The sequence below is a fragment of the Bacteroides fragilis NCTC 9343 genome, assembly GCF_000025985.1.
In the GTDB taxonomy this organism is placed as follows: Bacteria; Bacteroidota; Bacteroidia; order Bacteroidales; family Bacteroidaceae; genus Bacteroides; species Bacteroides fragilis.
The window spans coordinates 2,149,320-2,171,890 of sequence record NC_003228.3 but is presented as its reverse complement, the minus strand read 5'-3'; the positions used below and the strand labels follow the sequence as shown (position 1 = coordinate 2,171,890).

Annotated in this window: 20 protein-coding genes; 1 reads left to right on the top strand and 19 read right to left on the bottom strand. The window is 42.8% G+C overall.

Annotated features, from left to right (window positions below):
- Position 1: 1 nt before the first annotated feature.
- The 18 genes from BF9343_RS08660 to BF9343_RS08575 all read right to left on the bottom strand — a co-directional run bounded on the left by BF9343_RS08660 (position 2) and on the right by BF9343_RS08575 (position 20,731).
- Complete coding sequence (locus BF9343_RS08660) at positions 2 to 928, bottom strand: fimbrillin family protein (protein ID WP_010992723.1); 927 nt, start codon at positions 926 to 928, stop codon at positions 2 to 4.
- 15 nt (positions 929 to 943) lie between these two features.
- The gene (locus BF9343_RS08655; protein WP_010992722.1) at positions 944 to 2,002 is read right to left on the bottom strand and encodes a fimbrillin family protein; all 1,059 of its coding nucleotides are present in this window, start codon (positions 2,000 to 2,002) and stop codon (positions 944 to 946) included.
- Between the two features lie 22 nt (positions 2,003 to 2,024).
- Positions 2,025 to 3,026, bottom strand: a complete 1,002-nt coding sequence (locus BF9343_RS08650) for a fimbrillin family protein (protein ID WP_010992721.1) — start codon at positions 3,024 to 3,026, stop codon at positions 2,025 to 2,027.
- Positions 3,027 to 3,050: 24 nt separating this feature from the next.
- A complete protein-coding gene (locus BF9343_RS08645) occupies positions 3,051 to 4,025 on the bottom strand; it encodes a fimbrillin family protein (RefSeq protein WP_172579063.1) in 975 nt (324 codons plus the stop codon).
- 12 nt (positions 4,026 to 4,037) lie between these two features.
- Positions 4,038 to 5,039 carry a fimbrillin family protein gene (locus BF9343_RS08640; protein WP_005800512.1) on the bottom strand — a complete coding sequence of 334 codons (1,002 nt, stop codon included), beginning with the start codon at positions 5,037 to 5,039 and terminating at the stop codon, positions 4,038 to 4,040.
- A 12-nt stretch (positions 5,040 to 5,051) separates the two neighbouring features.
- Entirely contained in the window at positions 5,052 to 5,987 is a 936-nt protein-coding gene (locus BF9343_RS08635; protein ID WP_010992719.1) for a fimbrillin family protein, read from the bottom strand.
- 26 nt (positions 5,988 to 6,013) lie between these two features.
- Positions 6,014 to 6,958 carry a fimbrillin family protein gene (locus BF9343_RS08630; RefSeq protein WP_010992718.1) on the bottom strand — a complete coding sequence of 315 codons (945 nt, stop codon included), beginning with the start codon at positions 6,956 to 6,958 and terminating at the stop codon, positions 6,014 to 6,016.
- Positions 6,959 to 7,011: 53 nt separating this feature from the next.
- The gene (locus tag BF9343_RS08625) at positions 7,012 to 7,992 is read right to left on the bottom strand and encodes a fimbrillin family protein (RefSeq protein ID WP_010992717.1); all 981 of its coding nucleotides are present in this window, start codon (positions 7,990 to 7,992) and stop codon (positions 7,012 to 7,014) included.
- Between the two features lie 27 nt (positions 7,993 to 8,019).
- The gene (locus BF9343_RS08620) at positions 8,020 to 9,120 is read right to left on the bottom strand and encodes a hypothetical protein (RefSeq protein WP_172579071.1); all 1,101 of its coding nucleotides are present in this window, start codon (positions 9,118 to 9,120) and stop codon (positions 8,020 to 8,022) included.
- Between the two features lie 45 nt (positions 9,121 to 9,165).
- The gene (locus BF9343_RS08615; protein ID WP_032575238.1) at positions 9,166 to 10,731 is read right to left on the bottom strand and encodes a fimbrial protein; all 1,566 of its coding nucleotides are present in this window, start codon (positions 10,729 to 10,731) and stop codon (positions 9,166 to 9,168) included.
- A 26-nt stretch (positions 10,732 to 10,757) separates the two neighbouring features.
- Positions 10,758 to 11,681 carry a FimB/Mfa2 family fimbrial subunit gene (locus BF9343_RS08610; RefSeq protein WP_005794914.1) on the bottom strand — a complete coding sequence of 308 codons (924 nt, stop codon included), beginning with the start codon at positions 11,679 to 11,681 and terminating at the stop codon, positions 10,758 to 10,760.
- Between the two features lie 94 nt (positions 11,682 to 11,775).
- Positions 11,776 to 13,425: a DUF5029 domain-containing protein gene (locus BF9343_RS08605; protein ID WP_010992713.1), complete on the bottom strand. Its 1,650-nt coding sequence runs from the start codon at positions 13,423 to 13,425 to the stop codon at positions 11,776 to 11,778.
- A gap of 238 nt (positions 13,426 to 13,663) precedes the next feature.
- Positions 13,664 to 14,800, bottom strand: a complete 1,137-nt coding sequence (locus BF9343_RS08600) for a clostripain-related cysteine peptidase (protein ID WP_010992712.1) — start codon at positions 14,798 to 14,800, stop codon at positions 13,664 to 13,666.
- A gap of 4 nt (positions 14,801 to 14,804) precedes the next feature.
- Positions 14,805 to 15,917, bottom strand: a complete 1,113-nt coding sequence (locus tag BF9343_RS08595; protein WP_010992711.1) for a DUF3868 domain-containing protein — start codon at positions 15,915 to 15,917, stop codon at positions 14,805 to 14,807.
- A gap of 13 nt (positions 15,918 to 15,930) precedes the next feature.
- Positions 15,931 to 16,605: a DUF3575 domain-containing protein gene (locus tag BF9343_RS08590; protein WP_008659543.1), complete on the bottom strand. Its 675-nt coding sequence runs from the start codon at positions 16,603 to 16,605 to the stop codon at positions 15,931 to 15,933.
- Between the two features lie 514 nt (positions 16,606 to 17,119).
- Positions 17,120 to 18,334, bottom strand: coding sequence for a site-specific integrase (locus BF9343_RS08585; protein ID WP_010992709.1), 1,215 nt, complete (start codon positions 18,332 to 18,334; stop codon positions 17,120 to 17,122).
- Positions 18,335 to 18,494: 160 nt separating this feature from the next.
- A complete protein-coding gene (locus BF9343_RS08580; RefSeq protein ID WP_224223168.1) occupies positions 18,495 to 18,842 on the bottom strand; it encodes a hypothetical protein in 348 nt (115 codons plus the stop codon).
- 971 nt (positions 18,843 to 19,813) lie between these two features.
- The gene (locus BF9343_RS08575; protein ID WP_010992707.1) at positions 19,814 to 20,731 is read right to left on the bottom strand and encodes a tyrosine-type recombinase/integrase; all 918 of its coding nucleotides are present in this window, start codon (positions 20,729 to 20,731) and stop codon (positions 19,814 to 19,816) included.
- An 82-nt stretch (positions 20,732 to 20,813) separates the two neighbouring features.
- On the opposite strand from BF9343_RS08575, the gene BF9343_RS08570 reads away from it, so the two are divergent.
- Positions 20,814 to 21,944, top strand: coding sequence for a restriction endonuclease subunit S (locus BF9343_RS08570; protein ID WP_010992706.1), 1,131 nt, complete (start codon positions 20,814 to 20,816; stop codon positions 21,942 to 21,944).
- On the opposite strand, the gene BF9343_RS08565 is transcribed toward BF9343_RS08570, so the two are convergent.
- Complete coding sequence (locus BF9343_RS08565) at positions 21,937 to 22,566, bottom strand: restriction endonuclease subunit S (RefSeq protein ID WP_010992705.1); 630 nt, start codon at positions 22,564 to 22,566, stop codon at positions 21,937 to 21,939. The genes BF9343_RS08570 and BF9343_RS08565 overlap by 8 nt on opposite strands.
- Positions 22,567 to 22,571: the final 5 nt, after the last annotated feature.

Here is a 22,571-nt window from a genome sequence, read left to right as displayed (position 1 = left end):
GTTATAATTCCGTATCTACCTGAGTATTTCCTTGTCCGCCAAAATTATTGACAGTAACAACCGCCGATGACAGGATGATTCCCACATCCGTAAATGTCAGTGATACTCCATAATATTTCCCCGAATCCAAAGAACTGCCTAACGTTGAAATGTCACAACTCCGAGTTACCCCGTCGACAGTGACAAGAATAGTCAGTTTACTACCGTCCAGTGGTTGCGGAGGAAACATATACTCGTATGTCACACTTTTACCGGTGGCAATATTAACGTTAGGATTATGAACATATCCGGCAGCCACAGCGCTTCCTCCGGTAGCTCCGGCAGTGGAAGCGATATCGAGGCTACGTGTCAGATAAAAATTGGCATTATTCGATTTGAAAGTAATATTCTGTATATTACATTTTTTAGTCTTATCAAATTTTTCCCCGCGGGTCAGTGTCAACCTCAACCGGGCATACGCATGTTTCATATTCAGAAACTCAACAAACGGATTGTATACACTAACCGGACCTCCACCCGAGGCTTCACCTGCTCCATAGCAAATATCCTCTCCGGCATTGAATAGCTGTGCTTGCAGGGTCAAGGTAGTGCCACCTGCCAGTCCGGCATAATTTCCGGTCGCTGTATGATAAGGATAATAGGCAAAAAAAGAAGCATTCCGATAATCTACCTTGATTACATCATCGGCTCCCCACTCTCCTCCCGAATAAATATGCTTCACATTGTATAAAGGCGCATAAGTATTGGCAGTAGTCCGAAAGACCCCTAAAGCGTATGTATTATCGTTTATTATTCCACGTGTTGAGGGCCTATCGTCAGAAGAAGCGGACACTACAGCCAGTGTCTTTTCTCCGGATACCTTATCTTCTTGTTCACAAGAGACTAATGCAAATAGGATGCAAATAAAAAATAATAGGTTTGTCTTCATACGTTTAATATTAAATTACAGTGCTCCTGATCCATTTTCTGTAGGATCCGACGCCCAATCTTCTGTTCCCACTTTACCACCATCAATAATGATCTCTGTTGTATCTTTAATAGTAGTGGCATCACCACCATCAAGGCTTGTTGATTGCCACTCTTTCGTGGTAACCTCCACTATATTAATCGGTATTCCCCCTCTGATATCCAATCGGACTACGTGGCGTTTTCCTGCTATCAACTCGCCAAGATCCGCCTGTGGCACAATCACACTGAACTCACGTTCATCGATGGTCAAAGTCAGTTTCAACCCGGACGCGAGAATCTGAGGAACAAACAGATAATTACAAGTGGTATCTCTCGCCGCTTCTCCTACCCCCAATCCCGTGTCATGCATAGGTCCGGAGGTTGGATATGAATAAGAAGTAACATCCGTTGTGTTTTGCAGGCTCCCGTCTTTTATATCGAACGTCCCGGTGTCAACCATCGATTCCCCGTTTTCCAATTCTATACGTACATTGGTTATTTTACATTGCAACGGATACCTTCCGTTACGAATCATCTCCAAAGAGAGCTGAGAATAAGGTTTCTCTAATAAAAATTCTATCTCAGGTGACAGATTAGTGACTGTGACAGCCGCATTGTCTTTAGCATACCACCAATCCGCATCCTCCGTGTAAGCTTGGTTTTTTAATGTGGTCTGTGTCTGTATATCTGCAGAAAAAGTAACTTTACCAAACGGATAATACGCACACAGACCGGCTCTTGCCCCGCCCACCCAAACAGAGGTCTCTGACGTCCATTCGTCATCGGGCTGACAAGTGTATTTCACATTACTCTGAGGGGTATAGTTAGCATCTGCTATCAAAAAAACTCCGATACTGCTCCCCTCAGGCAATGGTTGAGCAGTAGCTCTTGTAGTCACATCCGCCTTGAACGAAGTGAATACGCTTAAAGGCACCCTGTCCGTTTTTTCTGTCGGAAATAAAGTCCTTTCCTGCGAACAGGCAACCAATAATAACATCATTGCATATATGGCAGCCACAGAAGTATTTATATTCATATTGAGTTTCATAATCATGCTGTTCATTTTTGTATAATCATTAAGATTGGGGAAGCGGTTCATAATCTACACCTTCATTCAGTCTTTTCTCATCCCAGTCAGTAGTGGTTACGGTCACCGATTTAATTGCGATTCCTCTCAATTTCAAAGAGACAACGTATTTTTTACCACTCTCGAAATCAGAGAGATCGTCTATCGGAATGATCACCGTTGCCGGAAATCCACTTACATTCACTATGACGCTAAGCCCTTTAGTGGGTTCAAAAGGGTCAGGCAATAATTTTGTAGGAATCATAAGCAGATCAGCCTGGTATTTTTTATCAGGACTGTCTAAAAGATAAGGAAGGTCTTTTGTAATGTTATATCCACCCCTGAATTGTTTCTCCGTATCATCCGGATGGATGCCAACAGTACCACTCGTAATATCTATCACCGCTTTTCGAAACAATGAGTCGTTTGCCAAAGCCACTGAATTAATACTACACGTAGCCGGATAAGCATCTTCGACCCCTATATTCAATACTAAACGTGAATAAGCATGCTTAAAATGCATTTCTACAAAATATCTCTTAGCATCGACTTCCTGGTTAGCCACATAATACAGTTCTTTTGAAGGATCATAATCTTGCGTATCCATAGGAATGGTAGTACGGACATTATAAAGAGTATCAGCAGTCCCAACTGTCCCTTCCACATAGGGATAATACCCGCACACATCCGCCTTCTCGCTACCTAAATAAATGGTAGTCGCCTCCGACTCGGCTGTCCACTTACTATCACCGGAATTTAGCGTATATTTTCTGTTATTCACAGGCGTATAGCTCGTTTCGGCTGCCTGCCCGTGGCAAAACAAAGCAATGGAACTTCCGGGCGTAAAAGGTACATCTGCACGAGTCTGTGTATTGCCTTCCACAATAGAAGCAGACACTATTTCCAGCTCAGTACGGGCTGTTTTGTCTTTTCCCCCGTCCGGCAAGCCATCACTATCGCTGCACCCCAGCAATATGCAAACTAAAAAACTTATGTATAGTACTCCTTTCATAGCAGCTCAGTTTTAAATATGATTTTATTCAACAGGATATTTATTCCCGCCATTAACCTCTTCATCTTCCCATTCCAATGCTTTGACGGTAGGCACGATTTCTGTTCCTTTGATCTTTAATCCGATAACATACTTTTCTCCCTGCCTGAACTCCCCAAGTTCGGAATACGGGATCTCCACGAGCATCTGTTGACCATCTATCACAAGGCTGACAGACAGCCCGAATTCTCCTCCTTCCGCATCTGTCCGCTCAATTTTAAGCGGAACCGGAATCATCAGTACACGGCATACATAAGATTCGCCAACAGACAATGTATGAGGTGAAGCATCAGTTACTGTTGTCAAATCATAATTCCCTGTTTCCGAGGAGTGTATACTTCCGTCAACAGCTATGTTAATAGTGCCTTTTTTTATTAGATTGGAATTCTTCAAGGTTATTTTACTAATTTCACAAGGCATAAAGTAGTTCTCACGGCTGATCTTCAACTCCACCAAAGAATAAGCATGTACCATATCAAAAGTAATCGCAGGAGTAAAACCATTTATCATCGTATTCAATGCATAATAGATATCTTCAGTTTCCACATAGTCCTGTGATTGTAATGGAATGACCGTCTTGTCCGTATACGAATCTTTATAAGGGTAGTAAGCGCAGACATCAGCATCGTTACCCACTAAATAAATTGTATCATTAGCCGTCGGAGGTCCCCAATGACCTTCGCTGTAAACGTATTTACGGTTGTCAATAACTTTATATCCGCTATCCTCTTGTCCGCTTTCAGGTTCTGTGCCCGACAGAAAAATCCCTATGGCCCCTTCCGTCAAAGGTACCGGATCGGGAGCTAAACGTGTAACCACCTCCTGCTTAATGACTGCCGAAGATACCTGGAGTGGTACTCGAAGTGCAGATGCTTTCCATCTCCCGTCATCCATCTCACGGTCATCAGAACAGGCATTCAATAAAATACCTCCCACCAGGATCAATAATAAATGTTTCATAATCTTCATATTCTAATTAAAACTGGTATCATAATCACTGCCACTGCCTCCGGTCCCTGTCTGCACCTCTGTCCAATCCCTGTCAATCAGGATTTTGTCACTCATCAAAGTTAACTTTCCACCTTTGACAACCAATGACACAGTATATTTAGTACCTCTTACAAATGTGCTCAGTTTATCGACCGGAATAGTGACGGAATAATCCATGCCATCCACCGTAAGTGTCAGAACTACGCCTCCGGAAAAAGTTTGTTGGGGCAGCAGCCAGTCAAAACTCGTATCATCTGTGACCCCGATCTCAAATCCGTCTTTTAAACCGGTCGTCACAGTATGAGTATATTGAGGTGTTTGTGTTCCACTTCCTTCGGTTCCGGTACTGATGTCAACCGTATTGGCTGTGATTATATTTCCGGTAGAAGCCTTTATTTTTGCCTGCGTTATCTTACATGTGTTCGGATACGTGGCATCCCGTACCACAGACAATACCAAACGGGCATAAGCACGCTTCAATTCAAAATTTGCAGTAGGAGTCTTTTTCCAGACTTCATCTCCCCCACTGACAGCAAAACGCATATCTTTCTCCACCGCATAAGTCTGCATGGTCAGGCCGGCTTCTGTTTTCAACGAACTATTTTTAAACTCCACAGAGTTATAGGGAGCATAAGCACACAGCCTGGCATAGGTACCGCCCACATAGATCACTGTGGAAACCGGATGCCAATTTCCCCCCGGCACACGGTCATAACGAATATTATCCAATGCCGTATAATCCGCTTCGGCTAAACGGAAAATTCCTAATGTCCCTTCGGTCATCTCTACAGCAGCGGGTGCACGGGTGTCAACCTCCGCGCCGGTTACAGCCCGTACTTCAAGAGGTGCCTCTCCATTCCCGCCTTCAATGGAGTCTGCAACCTCCGCTTGCGAACAGGAGCTCCAGGCTACCATTAAAAGGCACATCAGCCACAGACATCCTGCCAAACGAAAACCCGGATTATGCGTATAAATTCGTTTCATGATTCTTCCATTTTATGGTTCGGGATTATATTCACCATCCACCGGTTGATTATCCCACGGAGTATCTTTCACACTGATTTCAAGTGCAGTTCCTTTTAACTTCAAGCTGATCTGATGAATAACACCCGCAGTCAATGCCCCTAATTTATCATGCGCAATCGGAACTGTCATCAGCTTACCGTCCACCTTCAATTCAAGTGTTACCCCCGTACCTCCGGCATTCGCCAATGTGCAGGGAATCATCAATACATTACTTTTTACAGTCCCCGATTCAGGAACCGCAATACCATCTTCGTGTTTTGCCACATTTGTCCAGTAACTGACCTTCTCCACTGTTACCGGTGTATAGCCTCCCGTTGCCAGATTCAACGTAGCAGTCTTAATAATATTTGCATTCTCTACAGTAATCTCAGTCACCTTGCATGTATTAGGATAATCCTCTCTGCTAAAGACAAATTCGATCTGCGAATAAGCATGCCCCATAGTAAATTCAACGCTCTTACCGGCAGAAGTACCGTTCACTGTTTGATTGGTTGCATATACCAAATCGATTTCAGCATCGTAAATCTGAGAGACCAGGGGAACAGCCTCTTTAGCGGATAAATCTAATTTCGTTGTTTTCTTATAAGCACATACATCGGCATCCTCCCCACCCAGGTAAATCGTTTCCGTTTTGGGTTTCCAGCCTACATTATAATCATACTGTATATTGTCTTTTTTGTCATAACCGGTTCCGGACCGGCCTTCCAAAAAAACTCCTATCGAACCTGATGTAAGCAATTCCGGCGTAACAGCACGCGTCTGCACATCCCCCGTTACAAACGCAGAAGTAATCTCCAGAGGGACTTTCGGTTCTTCTGCCGGAAAATCATCATTACCACAACCCACCAGCAAAGTCAGCGATAAAGCAGCTATTATAAATGGTTTCATATCAGACTTGGTTTTCATTACTATCCTTTTGTTACAATCAGTTATTAATCTAAAGTCGCATCGTTGTCACCTCCGGGTACAACAGAAGTATCCCACGGATATACTTTTACTCCCGAGACATCTACTCCCGTACCTTTGATCTCCAGAGAAATGGTAGATAAATATCCGGCTTTCAGAGCCTTCAAAACTTTATAGGGAATCGTCACGGAATATTCACTACCATCAATGGTCAATATCAGCCGGGTATCATCCTCAAAATCTTGTGGAGGAAACAATTTGCTGATACTCTCATCCGTACTTCCTTGGGCGATACCCGTTGTCCCCACAGCAAGCGCAGATGTATCCAGACTCCAACCGGAAGCGGTACTCCCTCCCAACTGCCCCGCATCCGCAGCGGATTTACTGATATCCATGCTACGTTCCACATAAAATGTTTTTCCACTCGTTACAGGTTGCATCACTATTCTGGTCAACTTGCACTTCTTCAACGGATAAGTGGAATGGCAAGCAATACTGAACTTCAAACCGGCATAAGCATGCTTTAGCAAGAAGGAGGCAACCGGCGTACGGTTATTGACTGCCGTAAGAGGAGCGTCAGCATAACAAAAATCATTATCCGCTGTATGATCTTTCACTGTCAGAGCAGTCACCGTACTATTAGCGCCGAAAGTGACCTTACCATAAGGATAATAGGCATGCAAAGAAGCATCCGTGCTCCCGACATATATCTTGCTTGCCAGGCTCCATGGAGTTCCGTCGTGAATGCACTCCACATCGTATTGTTGCGGAAACGTAGCGCTATAAGGTGCCGTACGGAATATTCCGATAGCGGCATTCGACAAAGTGACAGCACGTGTACCAATGCCGTTGTCCGTAACGGTTTCTACCCTGACGGGAACATACTCATCTTCCCCGCCGGTATCCACCGGGTCCATCCCTCCGTTGCCACAGGCTGTCAGCAATATTCCCATCCCGATATTTGTCAGCATCTGTTTCATCTTTATCTGCTTTCTTAAAAACATAATTATTCCTTTCTGTCTTTTTATTGCGGCACAAACGGATCACCGGAGGGGTCTTTGACCACCTCCCTTATCCATTCTTCCACCTTCACAGTCCCTATCTCTACTTCAGTAGGACGAATAATGGCATTTATCTCATATTTTGTCCCTTCCGCCAATTTTCCACTTGTACCGCAAAGGTCCGAAGCGCTGATTTTACCTTTCATCTCCTTTCCGTCTACCATCAATGTAAAAGAAAGCTCTCCGGTAAAGTCAGAAGGTACCACCATATAATCCAGAACGGCAGGAGCCGCAGTGGTCCCGATACTGATCGGAACGTTATAATTGAACGTCACTTCCCGCGCTTCTCCTTCAACAGTTCCGGTAAACAGATCCAGAATTCCGGCAATCCGTAAGGTTGCCTTGAAGGTAAATGAGCTAATCTTCCCGTCCCCGGTATACTCTCCTTTGGCAGAAGTCGGAGTCCCATCTGCTACCCCCCTGATAAAATTGAATCTCAGCAGCGCATAGGCCCTGCGTAAATTCAGTGTAATGGGCCCGGTTGAATTTGAGGCCTTAAAAGGACAATAATAAATCTCTTTCGAAGCCACATAGAGCTCACTGCTCAGCCCTACGCTACTCGCCCCATCTTCTCTATAAGGATAATAAGCCGTCAGTTCCGCCGGTTCATCGATCAACACCACCTCTTCCCCGTCTGTCTCCCAAAGTGGAGTTCCATACGTATACTTTCTGTTATGAACGGGCTCATAACCCTTTCCGGTATCTTCTTTTCGAAATATACCGATAGCATCAGTCGCAGCAGTCAGTTCGGCAGTCACCGAACGCGTAAGTACCTCTAACCGCCCCGTTGAAACACCGCCTATACCTAAAGAAGCGCGCTCCCCTTCTCCTGTTTTTCCGTTATCCGGAACAACGCAATCATATTGCGAACAGGAGAAGAGCGCCATACACAGAAGAATGCAGGATTTCTGAAAACAATCTATTTTACACTTCTTTATTTTCATCGTTCTGATTATTTTTTATGAAACCATTCAATTCACTTCTACATCCGGTGGAGTCACTATCCCGTCAGGAACTTTCCAATCCGTAGGAACAGTAACAGTTTGTATGCCTCCAAAGCTGCCGACTCCGTAAGCATCATCGGGAGTATCAGCCCCCTGGCTCAAAATATCCTTAATAATTACTGTATAAACATTGTTACGCCGCAAATACTGGACATCATCTGTATCGATATTAATATTCACCCGATACCATCCACTGCAAGAAGAAGAAGATTTTTCACATTCCAAGAGCAAACATACTGCCTGTGTCTGTTTCAGATAAGGAGTATGCAGGGTGCGCAATACTTCGGTAGCATACAAACCGCCTATGATGCTGAATTGCTCCTGTGCACTTTTCGTATTCGCGTATGTCAACGGAGTAAAAGCCGCATCCTGCGGATCATTAAACATAGGTATGTCCGGTGAAACGTTACGAAGTACAGCCGATTTCAGGAGAACCGTCCCCTTTTTATCCTCAACCACCCGTACATCTATGCGTACAGCGGCACGCAGCAATTGAACGCTCATATCTTTTCCCGCTTCTTTGAATGCGATTCCACTCATGGGCAAACAGTCGTCCGTAACCTTATAGGTCCTGTCCGTTGGTGAATACAACGGCATCTCTCCCCGGAGTCGTACCCGTACCGCATTTTCAGTCTGTCCGGCACAATAGGCATCCCAATCCATTCCGGAAAAATAGACCGAAGCATTGGCAAGTACCAATACATCGTAATCCGTGTGATTGTCAATGCTTCCGCTTCCCGGTATAGTCACCGATATTTTTCCTGTTTTAGCCAGGTGATTGCCATCTACGGTTCCGTCTAACGAGCCGGCATACAAACCGTTACCATGCTCGTCATAAATGAAGAATAAAAGTTTCACATCCTTTATCGCACTTTCTTCCGGACGGGCCACAGATATTTTCCCTCCCGTATCGGACGCTCTGGTATCCGGTATTTCAGCATCGGGAATGGTATAGTTCAGCGTACAAATGACAGGATCAGGAATTTGTATATCATGTCCCTCTTCACCTGAACAGGCTATGATCCCTATCAAGCAAAATACGCTTAAAAGCATACATCCTTGCCGCATATTTTTTTTCAATCGTTTCATGAGTCAACTAATCTATGTTTATTTTTACAGTTCATCTTCCTGAGTCCCGCCGTTTCCCCAATCATCGGGTGAACGATCCACTTGAGTCAGTTTAAAATGCACCGTCAAATTCTTTACTTTTATATAGAAATCGTCATCATAAGCCTGCCCGGCAGGAAGATCTCCGTAAGTTTTTTTAGCCTTTACGGTAAGAGTATTCCCAGTAACGGTTATTTCATAACGGTCATTGGAGATCATAGCCGATGCAGCACCTTCAGCCACCGTTACAGGCACAACCGAAGCATTACCGTTAACCGTACTCGACGTGTTAAAACTCAATTGCCAGAAAGGACCGAATGTGACATCACTGTCTATGGAAACCGACTTTTGTGAATCTGCATAGCCGGACAAAACAATCTTCTTTGTAGCCGAAGAGAACCAGTTCTCACGGTCAAAATCAATTTCGGTATTTACATCGATCCAGTCAATCACTTTTACATAGATATTCATCGGAACCCCTACAGCCGCATCGTCAGGATTGTCATAGCCCGATCCCGAGACATTCATGATTTGAAAGGTATACTTATGATTACGTAATATTTCAACCAATTTTTTCGGGTCGTCCGGATCTGTCAGGTCAATCCGGTAATAACTGACTTCCGTATCCTCTCCATACACTCCGCCTACCACCAGACGGGTAGTAGCCACTTGGGTATTGCCGGCAACAGATCCGGGCTGATCAAAACCGTTATCCGAATAATAAGTGTTTTCGTATAGATAGAGCGGCCCCGCAAGTGCCACGGGAGCCTCACTTTTCAGGAAAAGCTTATCCCCTATCGGACGGACACCCAATTTATCGGGTAAAGTTGTTTTAACGACGTTACGGGTCTTTTTCTCCTCTTCCGAACCGGCGACTGCCGTTTCATAAACCTCCTTCAACGGTGCCAGCCTACCGCTATCTGCCGGGAAATAAGCATAAAACTCACGCAACTTAAAAATCACTTTACCCTCGCTATCCAACAACTCACCCGGATTTCCCGTATGCGCTTCATCCACTTTCGCCTGGACAGCAGCTACGGAACGCAGCACCGGTACGCTAAGCGTTTTACCCACCGATTCTTTCGCTACAGTGACACCTGACAAAAAGCCGTGCATCGGCAAACAGTCAGTTCCTGTCGAATTATTTTCTACCTTAGATATCATCTTTTCCAGTAAAGCGTCCATCTTCATGCCCAGTCCTTTATAGGCACCGCTACGCACCAACTCTTCATGGCAATTCGTAAATACATGTACCTCCAATCCTTCCCCCACAGGCATAGTCACCTGAAACGTATTCTTACCGGTAACCGGTGTTCCTTCGGATACCGATTTCAGAAACAATCCGCTCTGGGAGGCTGTTCCCGGAGCAAATACCAATACGTCAATGCCGTTAATCACCGTCTCTTTACTATCTGTCTCATCAGCTCCGGAAGCATAAGTGCGGGGAACATTCACACGGAGGTACATATCCTTATCCGGGTTCTGAGGGATACTTTCGGAAGTATCATCCGAACACGAAACCAAAGCCACGGTCAGAAACACCATCAATCGACATATCAGAATTCTTTTCATGCTATACTCTCCTTTTATCAACTTGCCTACATATTACTTTCTATTGTCGCCACTTTCCAGCCATTGACACGAACTTGCATAACGGGCTTCACATAATGTCCGTCAATCACCAGATCAATGAAGTTGCCCGGAACAGAAGTCAACTCGATAGGTGCGCAATCGAATGAAGCGACCTGTTCATCACGAATAAACACATTCACTTTCAGATACTTTCCTTCTGAAGAAAAAGAACCGAACCAGGGTGTGAGCACATTTCCGGTACTTTCTTCGTAATAGCACTGGGGCTCAAGTACTACCTCATCCGCATTTGCTTTATTATTATAATCGACACCGCTACGCGTACCGTAAAGGTGGAATTTAAAATCTTCGGGTGAAGGAATAATGCTGCTTGCAGCACGCGTCGTTCCTCCTTCTTCAACGACCTGATCCTCTACTGTCTGAGGAATCATCGTTATACGTGTACGGCACACAGCACGTACAAACGGAATGGTTACAATATTGCGATTTTCGCGCAAACCGGCATCTATGGCAATGCGTCCGTACAACAGGTCGTCAACAGGTCGGCAGATTCCGCTGCCATCGGTAATTTCTTTTAATTTCACATACCCCTCTCCTATGGGAGTATCAGGAGTATCCACATAATCAATCGCCTCATCCTGTGTCCAAGCTATCAGTTCCAGGCTATCCGTATCATCAAAGTTTTTCAGGAAGCGATAAGGTTCGGTCAGTCCTATTTCATCCACGGCTATTTCCAACTCCCGATATTTATGCTTCTGTTTATAAAAATGAAGTTGCGTAGGAGTAGAAACCGTCTCAAAAAAGCGGTTGGCTCCACCATAAATATAGCTGAAATAGATGTGCATATATCCGGCACAAGCATCCATATCATCTTTAATACATGAATTCAACAGTAGGGTAACCCCTAAAAGTATCGGTAGCAATTTCTTCATTTTAGTTTCGTATTCTTCTCTTTCCGACAAGAAAAAGATATCAACCGGAGCGGACTTTCCATCCGCCCCGGATTATATAAAAAAGAGGTTCTGATTACATATTTATATTGTTAACAACATATTTCCATGGCTTAACAACTACCTGTACAAGCATGTCGATATTATCCGAATTGATAGCATCTTCAATGCTCTTGGCACCCAGTGTAGTGATGGTACCTGTTATATGATAGAATGTGTTGCGTTCGGTAATCTTCATTGAAGTTGTTTCGTCATCGCTATAGTTGGCAACATCAGCGCGATAGTAACGTTTATCGTTAGGTTTAATCGTAATAGCAGCTTCTTTCTTACTTGGATCTGTTTCACCTCTCAACGCAAGTTTATATGTCGCATTCTTTTCCAGGAACGCAACCAATGCTGCTACATTCGCACCAGTATTCCAAAAATCAGCAGCCAATTTATCATACTTGACACTTCCGTCAGTAGAAGTAGCAGTTTGGAAATCAGAATCATCCAAAGCTTCGCTCAACATCTGTTCTGTAATAGTCGGTTCAAGCAGAGTATTAGCACCGATATAAGTAGCCTGAGTAACTACAACAGTAGCACAACCGGCATTGTCGGCATAGTTAGGAGTTACATAAAAATAAGGAGAATATAACTTGTCACTCTTAACGTATACCATCGAAGCAGCTGCAGGAGTAGCTCCATCAGCCAATGCTTTTTCACCTACAACCCATGTCAGACGATATTCTTTCGCATCTGCATTGTATTCTCCCTTATTCAATGCAAGAGTCGTTCCAGGAACTTCTGCAGTACCGGGTACAGATTGGCTTTCACCTGCAAATGCTTTCAACCAACCTTCCACATCCCAGTCTTTAGCAGTTGCATCCGCACTCTGCGGGAAATACCAGTCACGAGCCTGTGCCGTGAACGGAGAAACACGTCTCGGAATACGTACTACGACAATACCATCGGGGTCTTTAGTACCTGTCGGATTTTCCCATACTGCATCTTTAATTGCCATCTTACCATAAGCCTCGTATACGGGGTTGGTAGTAACAGAGGCATTAAAGAATACTTTGGCTAATTCACGATTCAGAGGAATCGAAACTTTCACGGTAGATCCGTTCGGGATATTCGGGTTGGTAGGAATAGCCGATACACCTGCCATGATATACTTCTTACCCTGCGTCCCGTCTTTAGTAACGGTCAGATCATTCAGATAACTTTTAGAGAGATTAGAGATATACGCACGGATAGCGGCTTCCGACTTGTCACCCTGATGCGCCAATGTCTGAGCGGTAGCAAGGGTCATCTGAGGATCATTCACAACCACATAAACACTATCTCCCTGGCGTACACCGTTGAACGTACACATATTTTTCTTCGTCCCAGGAGTTGCCACATCGCCCTCACCGATTGCAGCTGCAACATCCTTATCGTCTGTATTACTATCACCAGCTACACGCTTTACAGTCCAGTCACCCACTTTTGCACCTTCATGCTGGGGATCATTCTCTTTAGCAAAGAGATAGGCTACATATACATTATTTTCAGTGCCCACTCCTTCTATCTCACCTTTGTCTGCACGGGTAGCAGGAGCTGAAGAACTGGTAAAAGCAATGCTGATAGCATCAATCAATTCACCTTTCTGACCACCTTTATCAATACCCGGTTCGTCATCATTACTACATGCAGCCATCGCAAGGGCTGCCAATGTAAACGTAAACAATTTGTTTAATTTCATGTTACTAAAAAATTTAATTATAGATATAAGTTCGAATAGTTTATACTTTTATCCGCTTTGGATATTCCTTTTTTCTCTTTCGAACTGTGAAAGGAAAAAAGCAGAGAGAAAAATGCGGATACTCCCTGTTCCATCGATCTGTCAACCGTCACTGTCTGTTTCGTTAATCAAATATTCCTTTCCATCAGTTTTTTTAATTTTATTATTACCATTCACTAATTAATTTGAACTATGTATACTATTGCATTAACTTCAGTTTCTTTCTTTCGGTCAATAATGTGGGAACAGTAGCATCGGGTATATACAACGTCATGCCACAATGTTCGTCAATGGTAAATCCCCCTACACTCTCCGGCATGAAGTTCTCCGTGGCTGCTTTATAAATGATAACTTGCTCCAGAGCCTCGTCAAAAGCAGCAGATTCTTCAACACTTCCAATCCGTTTTATATAGGCCGAAGCATCATAAAAGAGATGCCGCCCGTCCGATAAGCGGTCAAAAGCCTGCAATCCGCTACGATCTATCCATTCCCAACGCTCCACACGACTCTCGGCCGCCCGAAGTTGAACTTTCAACATTTCCAGGCCGGACGTCTGAATCACACTGATGGTAGCCGAACGATTGTCGCCTTCCATACTGTTGTAATAATCGTAATAGGCAGCAGCCACTGCCGGAAGATCCGCTTCTTTTTTATAAAGCAACGGAAACATTTGTTGATAGACAGGAGTAAAACCCGGTGAAAGCATTTCGGCTGATGAACCCACAATATATTGCGTTTTATCTTTCAGTTCGTATGCCACCTCGAGCCCGGCCATAAAACACCCTTCAAAAAGGATAAAATTAAATTGCCCGTCCGGAATGGCTGAAGCAAAATCCTGTAAACTCATCTCGTAATGATTGTCCTTGATAACCGAGCGGGTAATACCGGCCGGAACCACTGCCGTCCCCGACGGTAACCATCCGCTGGTATGGGAGAATACGATCAATCCCGGATCAACGGAAGGATACCGGGCCATAGCCTCATTGACAACCCGTGCGAACACGGAGGCACCGGCTGAATTCTCCTGTTTATACTTAGCCAATATTTTTGTTACCTTTTCTCCCTGTTCATCCAAACAAACCTCTAGCAAGCGGGTACTATCCGCTCCTTTTTTATCCTGATAAATCAATAGATGCCCCGGAAACCTGTCCCACGCCTCTGTTAACGCTGACAATTTTTCGTCGGTCTCGTCGGCTAAATCATTATCCCCTCCCATATAGACCAAAAGGGTACGATCAGACAGACGTTGCTCCAACAGGCCGTCCGCTTTCTCACCGACTACACAACCGGCAAGCAACAAGCAGAGCATATATCCTATGTAATACATTCTTTTCATATTCTTATTTTACGTATCTAATACGACATGACACCCGACGGAGTTTCGGAAAATACTCCCGAAGCAGAATTCCGAATGTTTTCCCCTTATTCAGTGCCTTCAGCCTACTCTTCCGTTGATTGCTATCACTCACAGTACGCAGGATTGAAAGAATTTCATTACGTTCCGGAAGGTCAGAAACCTCTATATCTTTCTCAAACTGTTTCCAATCCTCACCGACCCACTCGACTGCCACCTCCATACGTTCGCCATATTTATTTTCCAGGAACGCTTGAAGGGCCTTGGCACGTTTTTCAGCCAAACGTTCATTATTAGAAGTATATCCTTCGGGAGAAGAGTAACCGGTAACGGTAACTCCCGATATGGAATTCCGGTTATCCTGTTCAATAGAATCCACTTGGTTAACGAAATGCATCCATGAAGCACGGTTCAACTCATGATCGGGAAGAATACGCATTTCATTCGTAGGAAAATAAATATCAGCCTCATAACCGGCCTGAATACGGGTCACCTTCTTACGAAGGGGAATATCCGAAGCTACGGTCGACTGTCCGGATGCAACAGAAGCCAGGCGGATGGTGTCATGTATTACAATCGTATCCACCCGTTCCACAACCAACGGCGGTATATGCTCCGTATGCATGGCAAAAGGTACCAGACGGGCATCACAATTGCAATTCGTGTCGCGCATCCATACTTTAACATCGTCCATCCATGCCGCATAAGGCACCTCAGTCCGATAATGGATGCGAGGCAAAGCATGGTCTCCCTCACGCAGCACGGTGTAGGGAGTAATCTTCTCCAATCCCGAAGTTGTACCCAAAGCCCGACGCCGGCGATACATCAGATCGCTTTGGGGGCCGTTGAGCACAATGGGAGGAAGAGACAACGAATCACCGGTATTCTCCGAAGCGAGTAGCGGAAACAGATAGACCGTACAGTCCGGCGCCAGGTGCACCCCTGTCAGGTCGACAGCCAGATCGACCAGCAGAACAGAGTCAAGACGCTCCAAGCGATACACCTCAGTACGGACAGGCTGTGTAGGCCTATCTGCTGCTAACACTGTTAGAGAGATGAAAAATGAGATATTTATGAAAATTACCTGTTTGATATTCATAGCCTGTCCTCCCCTACTTTAACAGATAAATAATGGATACACCTACCTTGGTAGGCCCCAGATAATTGGTCCGGTAGTGATCGACACGTTCCCCACAAGTGGGACAATAGAATTTATCGTAATCAACATAGAGATATCCTAATCCGATATCGACGCCAATGTTGACCCGGTTGCTGATGATCCACTGGTAACCGTAGGTGAGTCCGCCACCATACAATTGCCCCTCGAGACGATAGTCTTTGAGGATACCCAAAGGGAGATTACCAAAATTAAAGATACCGCCCGTGGCATGTACACCCAGATAATGCCCCTTGAACACATCACTCAGCCAATAACGATACTCCAACTGCCCGGCAAGATGTTTCATTTTCCGGTTTTTAGCGTAAGTAAACGGATTATATTGAACAAGTCCTGCTATGCTCATCTTTGAATGGAAGGCATATTCCACACCTATATTCGGAGTAGCTGTCGCCCAATAAAGACCATTGGCAGTCAATCCCCATTGCTGGGCGTCGGCCAAAGCAGGAAATGCCCCAAGGAAAGTAACGGTTAAGACCCATATGCATAGTATTTTTTTCATATTTGCCGTTTGTTTGATAATTATGCGGCTCTTTCTTATAATGAAAGGGAGAATGACTTCATAAATATTATAATCATTTATAATACAGCAAGTTACTTCATATCCCATCTGAAAATGTTTCTGAGTTTTTTTATTTTCAGAAACAAAGAAAAAGTGTATGAATGTAATACATTGATCAATAATACATTACTTAATATTGACTCAGAAACGCTTTCAGAAACATAAAAGAAAAAGGTTGTTAAAGAGCATCACAAAACGAAATATACAATCTGTTATTAATTGATTATTAACAGATTATCATTATTGTGAATAGGTGACGGCATGTGTTTGCAGCAGTGGAGGCAGACAGATGAAAAACCGTTGAAAAAGAAACAGTAGACATACATCGTATGCTTTCTTGAAGAGGTCGGGAGACAGAAAGAAGGTGTACCGGGGAGTTTTTTATCCAAGTGAAAGAAGAAAAATAAATATTTTACATTAGAAATAAAAAAAATTAAAATAATACTTGTTTAATTAATAATTTAATGCGTATCTTTGCGACATGTATCTGAGATAAGAAGAATCTCTTGAGTAGCTCTTTCATTATAAGAAAGAGTTTTTTTTATCCCTCTTTTCCACCTCTTTACCGCAGACTATTAATCACCAACCGGTTGGCCCGGTCAAGCCGCTTAGTGTCTATGCGATCCAGATAAATGCGGGTAGTCTTCTCCGATGTGTGCCCCATACAATCGCTGATCACCGAGACGGGCACATCATTTTCGTGAGCGAGTGTCGCCCATGAGTGGCGCGCCACATAAAATGTGAGTGGCATATCCAACTGTAACCGGTCGCCCAATTCACGAATCAGTTTATTAAGCCTCCGCTGCCTGCGCCGATAATCCTGATAACGGTCACCGTTTCGAAGCATTGGAAGCAGATAGTCCGACAAAGGGCTGGCGTATCTGTCGATTAACACACGCAAATCTTTTTCAATGCGTATCTGTAACTCCTGCCCTGTCTTCTGCCGTTTGTACCGAAGATAATTTCCCTGCAGGTTCTCCTTATTTAAATAGCACATATCTACAAAAGACATTCCGCGCGTATAGAAGCTAAACAGGAACAGGTCACGGGCAAGCTGCATATCAGCATGACAAGCAGTAAGGTCGACACATTCGATCTGCGCAATCTTCTCCCGGGAGATGGCGCGTTTGGATGTCACCTCCTCTTTGAGGTTCAGCCGTCGGAAAGGCTTTTGATCGGAAAAAACCACATGATCGGCGCAGGCACGATTGTAGATGGCACGCCACTGACGGAGATAGAACGAAACCGTATTGGGCCGGTTGCCCCGCTCACGGAGAAAGGTGACAAAGCGGTCCAGCACTTCGGGAGTCAACTCCTCAAACGAAAAAGGACTGCCATCCAAAAACATCTCAAACGCACGGCGGGCGCTACGATAATTGGCAGCCGTACCCTGACGTCCCTTATTCTCCAGCCCGGCAATCACCGAGTCGGCATATACCAACACCTGGCTCAGATCATTGTGGTAGTTATAAACGTTCACAATGTCGTCCACCGTATAAGCACTCCCCTTATCCGCTTCAAGCGATCCGCAAATAGCCTCCAACTCCTTCTTTATATATATAAGGTATTCATTGGCTTCGCGGACAATGAGCAGACGACGGCGATTGCCTCCGACGTTCTCCACCATTTCTAAACGGGTGTTAAACTCTGCCTCCCAGAAACGGTAAGGCGTATAAATCTCTCTCTTCTTTCGATGGCGAATAATTTGTATCACAAGCGGATAACTGCCATCACGCCCCTCGCGCGAGCGATTGAGCCGTGGTGTAATTGATGTCATCTTCTTCTTTACTTTTAACTGGTTTACAAAAGTAAAACAACACCTGCTATCAATATGTTGGCAGCTTCCCAATTTCACTATCTTAAATAATCTTATACATTTTGTTTGCATCTCCCTCCATAAAGGGTAGGACAAATGTAACCTCCGCCCTGAAGATAACCTAAAAATCAGCGTTGCATTTTTGCAGCACCTCCCCTTTTCGGGGTGCTGCAAATGTGCAATACCGTTTTTTCACCGATGGAATGGACGATTTCTGAAGTATCACCTCTCTTTCTTTTTCTCCCGCCAAAGGTAAAAAACACCTTATCCGGCTTCCCCAGTAGGGCATGGAAACCACGGAATATCGCATAACCGGGTCTCTGAACAGTCCGGACAACATGAAAAACGACATCTCACGCCCCATGTGACAGATAAGAAAAGTATATACATTATAGAAAGACATGAAACGAATGCGTACTTGTGCTTGCTTAGGAATATAAGAATACATCCCTGCTGCATCTTTAATCAAAAGAGATTGACTTATACTTTCGATAAACGGTCGGAGCAAGAATCTGACAATTGTCAAATTGTATATCTTACCTGCGATAGAATTTGTTTTTCCTGCCCGACTGACTGGGAAGCTGGAAAAAGCCCGTAAATCAGCATTAGAAAAATACAGAAAGAAACAAAAACAAAGTACATATTACAATAAAGACAGCAAAAAGCACATAACACAGAGACAACATTAAAGAGATCGACACAAAAGAGAAACATTTTCACAGATTTGCGCCAATCAAAATTGAGAAGTAACCAGAGAAAATCCGGTACTTTCAGCCGCTTTTCAAGGAGAAAAAAGACTACTGTCGATCATCTGCCGACTTGCCGCCGACAAGAAGTTAACTTCGTATAAACAAAGAATTAACTTTCTGCCGGCAAAGAACGAACTCTTTGCAACTACGTTATTCACTTCCTATGGGCAGAAAAGTGAATAACATATTATTCAGACTCTCAAAAACATTTTCCTTTTGCATATATATACAATAAACAACTTCTATCACAAAAGAAAAAAATAGGGTATGCGTCACAAAAAAGAAAGATTTTTGAGCAAATAGAAAGCAATATTAAGTAAAGACTATCCATCCAGACCAGACACACTTATCATCAAAAATAAGGTGTATTGCTATTTAATCTTAATATCTATAGTTGCAGTACTACTTTGATATATGAAAACATAGAGATTTGCAGATTTTCATGAATAGTAGAAACCGCATTCATAGTTTATTTTTATCTTTGCAGAGGATAAGAAAATTACTTGTATCTATCTGAATGATAGATTGTAATTGAGAAGTAATAAGTTGTTGGTAACGATTTGGCAAAAGTAAAGCTGCATTGATAATCTGTGCTTTGCGTACCTTAAAACAACTTCGCTACAAAGTTAAAACAATTTAGGGACTATGCAAAAGCCAAAGGCTGTTCTTTTATTGAACAGCCTGACTCTTTCTATTTCAAAGCTTTTACCATTTGGTCTATACATCTCTTTTTTTGTTCCATATTCGGGTGAACATACAAATTTAGCGTTGTACTAATGTTCGAGTGTCCCAATATAACGCTAACAGTTTTGTAGTCGCATTTACTTTCAATACAACGAGTTGCGAAACTATGCCTAAGTCCATGAAACTTCAGTATTGGTACTCCGATCTCTTGCATAAATTGTTTGTAATAGTTTCTGTAGGTGCGTGGCTCAGTAGGCTTAGCTTCATTGGTGAGTACAAAATAATTATTATTCACAATGCGCTTCAGTGGTTTCAACAACTTTAATAGGTCTCTTGTCATTGGAATGTCTCTAATAGAGTTTTTGGTCTTAGGGGAATCTAAAATAAGTTCGGTATAACGCTCTTCCCCCTCAATCATATATACTCGTTGAATAGTCTTCTTAACGCTTATAATACCATTTTCGGTATCAATATCTTCCCATTTGAGAGCACATATCTCGCCTATTCTCATTCCAGCACAAAGACAGATGTAAATACCAAGATTGCGGAATGTAAAATTTTCTTGAATGTGTGATATGACTTTTCTATGATTACTTCTACTTAAAACCTCTATTTCTTGCCTCTCTCGTTGGGTCGGGAACTTTATATCAATCTGGGTATATTCAAAGTATCCATTCTTAACTCCGAATTTTAATATCATCTTCAGAACTATAAGAATGTCTTTGATCGACTTTTGGCTCAAGCCGGAATTTAGTTTCTCAAAAACAAACTCTTGCACATCTGCCTCATTGATTCTATCTGCCTTTCCAAAGGCTGGCAGAATGTGGTTTTCGATTAGTAGTGTGTACGCTGAAATTGTAGATGTTTTTACGTACTGTTTTTTGTCTTCACGCCATAGGCGTATGATTTCCTGAAATTGTTTCATATTTTTTGATTTTAGAATATTTGATTTATAATATATGAAAATGAATTAAGATTGAGGATTTTAAGTTGTTAATTTCCCAACTTTGCGATTTCCAGAGTTCTCGGGTGAGTGGAAAAAGTATTTCATAAGAGACATTGCAGAGGTCACGAAGGGGGCGGGTATATCTAAAGAACAACGTTCGCTTTTTGGAACTCCTTGCATTTTATATGGAGAGTTATATACAACCTATAAATCAGAGGTAATAAATGATGTCCAAAGCAAAACAGATATTGACGCGAAAAATTTGGTTAGAAGCAAAGAGAATGATGTAATAATACCATCTTCAGGTGAAACCGCTATTGATATCTCAACAGCCAGATGTGTACCTTATGACGATGTTTTGTTAGGCGGAGACTTAAACATCATAAGGTTATATCAAAATGATGGGCGTTTTCTGAGTTATCAATTGAATGGTGTTCGTAAATTAGATATTGCAAGGGTTGCGCAAGGAAGTTCGGTTATTCACCTATATGGAGAAAGTATAAAATCTCTATCTGTGTCTCTACCTGCACTAAAAGAGCAACAAAAGATAGTGTCACTTCTATCCCTAATAGACGAGCGTATCGCAACCCAAAACAAAATAATTGAGGAGTATAAAAAATTAAAGAATGCACTTGCGGAATTATTTTTTGCAAAATCTATCGAATATACTTCAATTGGTGAAATGTGTGATGTTGTTATGGGGCAGTCCCCATCCTCAGTGGCATATAATTACACAAAGAATGGGCTTCCATTGATTCAAGGAAACTTAGATATTTTCGAAGGTGTTACTTCTCCAAGAATGTGGACAAGTGACATAACTAAGCAATGTGATATAGGTGATATTATACTTACAGTGCGAGCTCCTGTCGGGGATGTTGCCAAGTCTAATATGATTGCCTGTGTGGGTAGAGGGGTTTGTGCTATTAAAGTCAAAGAATCTGGATGTAGCGAATATGTATATCAATATTTACTGTACTTTAAAGCTAAATGGGGCTCTATTGAGCAAGGAAGCACATTTTCGGCAATAAGTCGTAATGATATTCTAAATATTAACATTCCGGTTATTACAAAAAGGCTGATTGTTGCAAGTCATCTTTTAGCTTTGTTTGACAGTGAAATCAGTATAGAAGCATTAAACTTAAACGTATATACAAAGCAGAAACAGTATTTGCTAACCAAGATGTTTATATAAACATCTTGGTTAGTAAGAATGATTTTTGAGTATTCAATTTATCAAGAATAAAGTTCTCAACTGATATTTTTTGTTCGATAGTTGAAATTACTGCCGCAATTTTTTTTTGTTCTTCGAGAGGTGGTATACTTATCTTAATTCGTCCAAAGTTTGGAAAGAATAGATATATCCTTACCCCACCTTCACCAAATAAATTATAGTTGTATATCATCCTTTGCGACTTGAGTAAGTGTTGGAGCCATTCGGAAGATATATTGTATTTAGGTCTAAAGCAAACGTATAGAGAACTAATCATACAAGGATTATCTCCCTCATATTTAGCTATTGAACCAACATTTATCCTTGCGGGATTATAGGCAAAATCACCCTTGTTAATAACTTTATAAGAAGATATATCTTCACCCATCATAGTTCTTTCTTCAAACTTTTCCGACTGTGGCACAAAGCCCAAGTCATTTGTCACGGAATACATAGGGTATTGTATATGCGATTTATTTCTACGACAGAAGTTCTCAACTACATCTTTCAAAAAGCATTGTTCCCATTTACTATTAAGCCCCTTGAGTTTTAACAATTCTTGACTCTTTTTTGGATAATACAGACTTTCCGCAAGTGCATTCAAAGCAG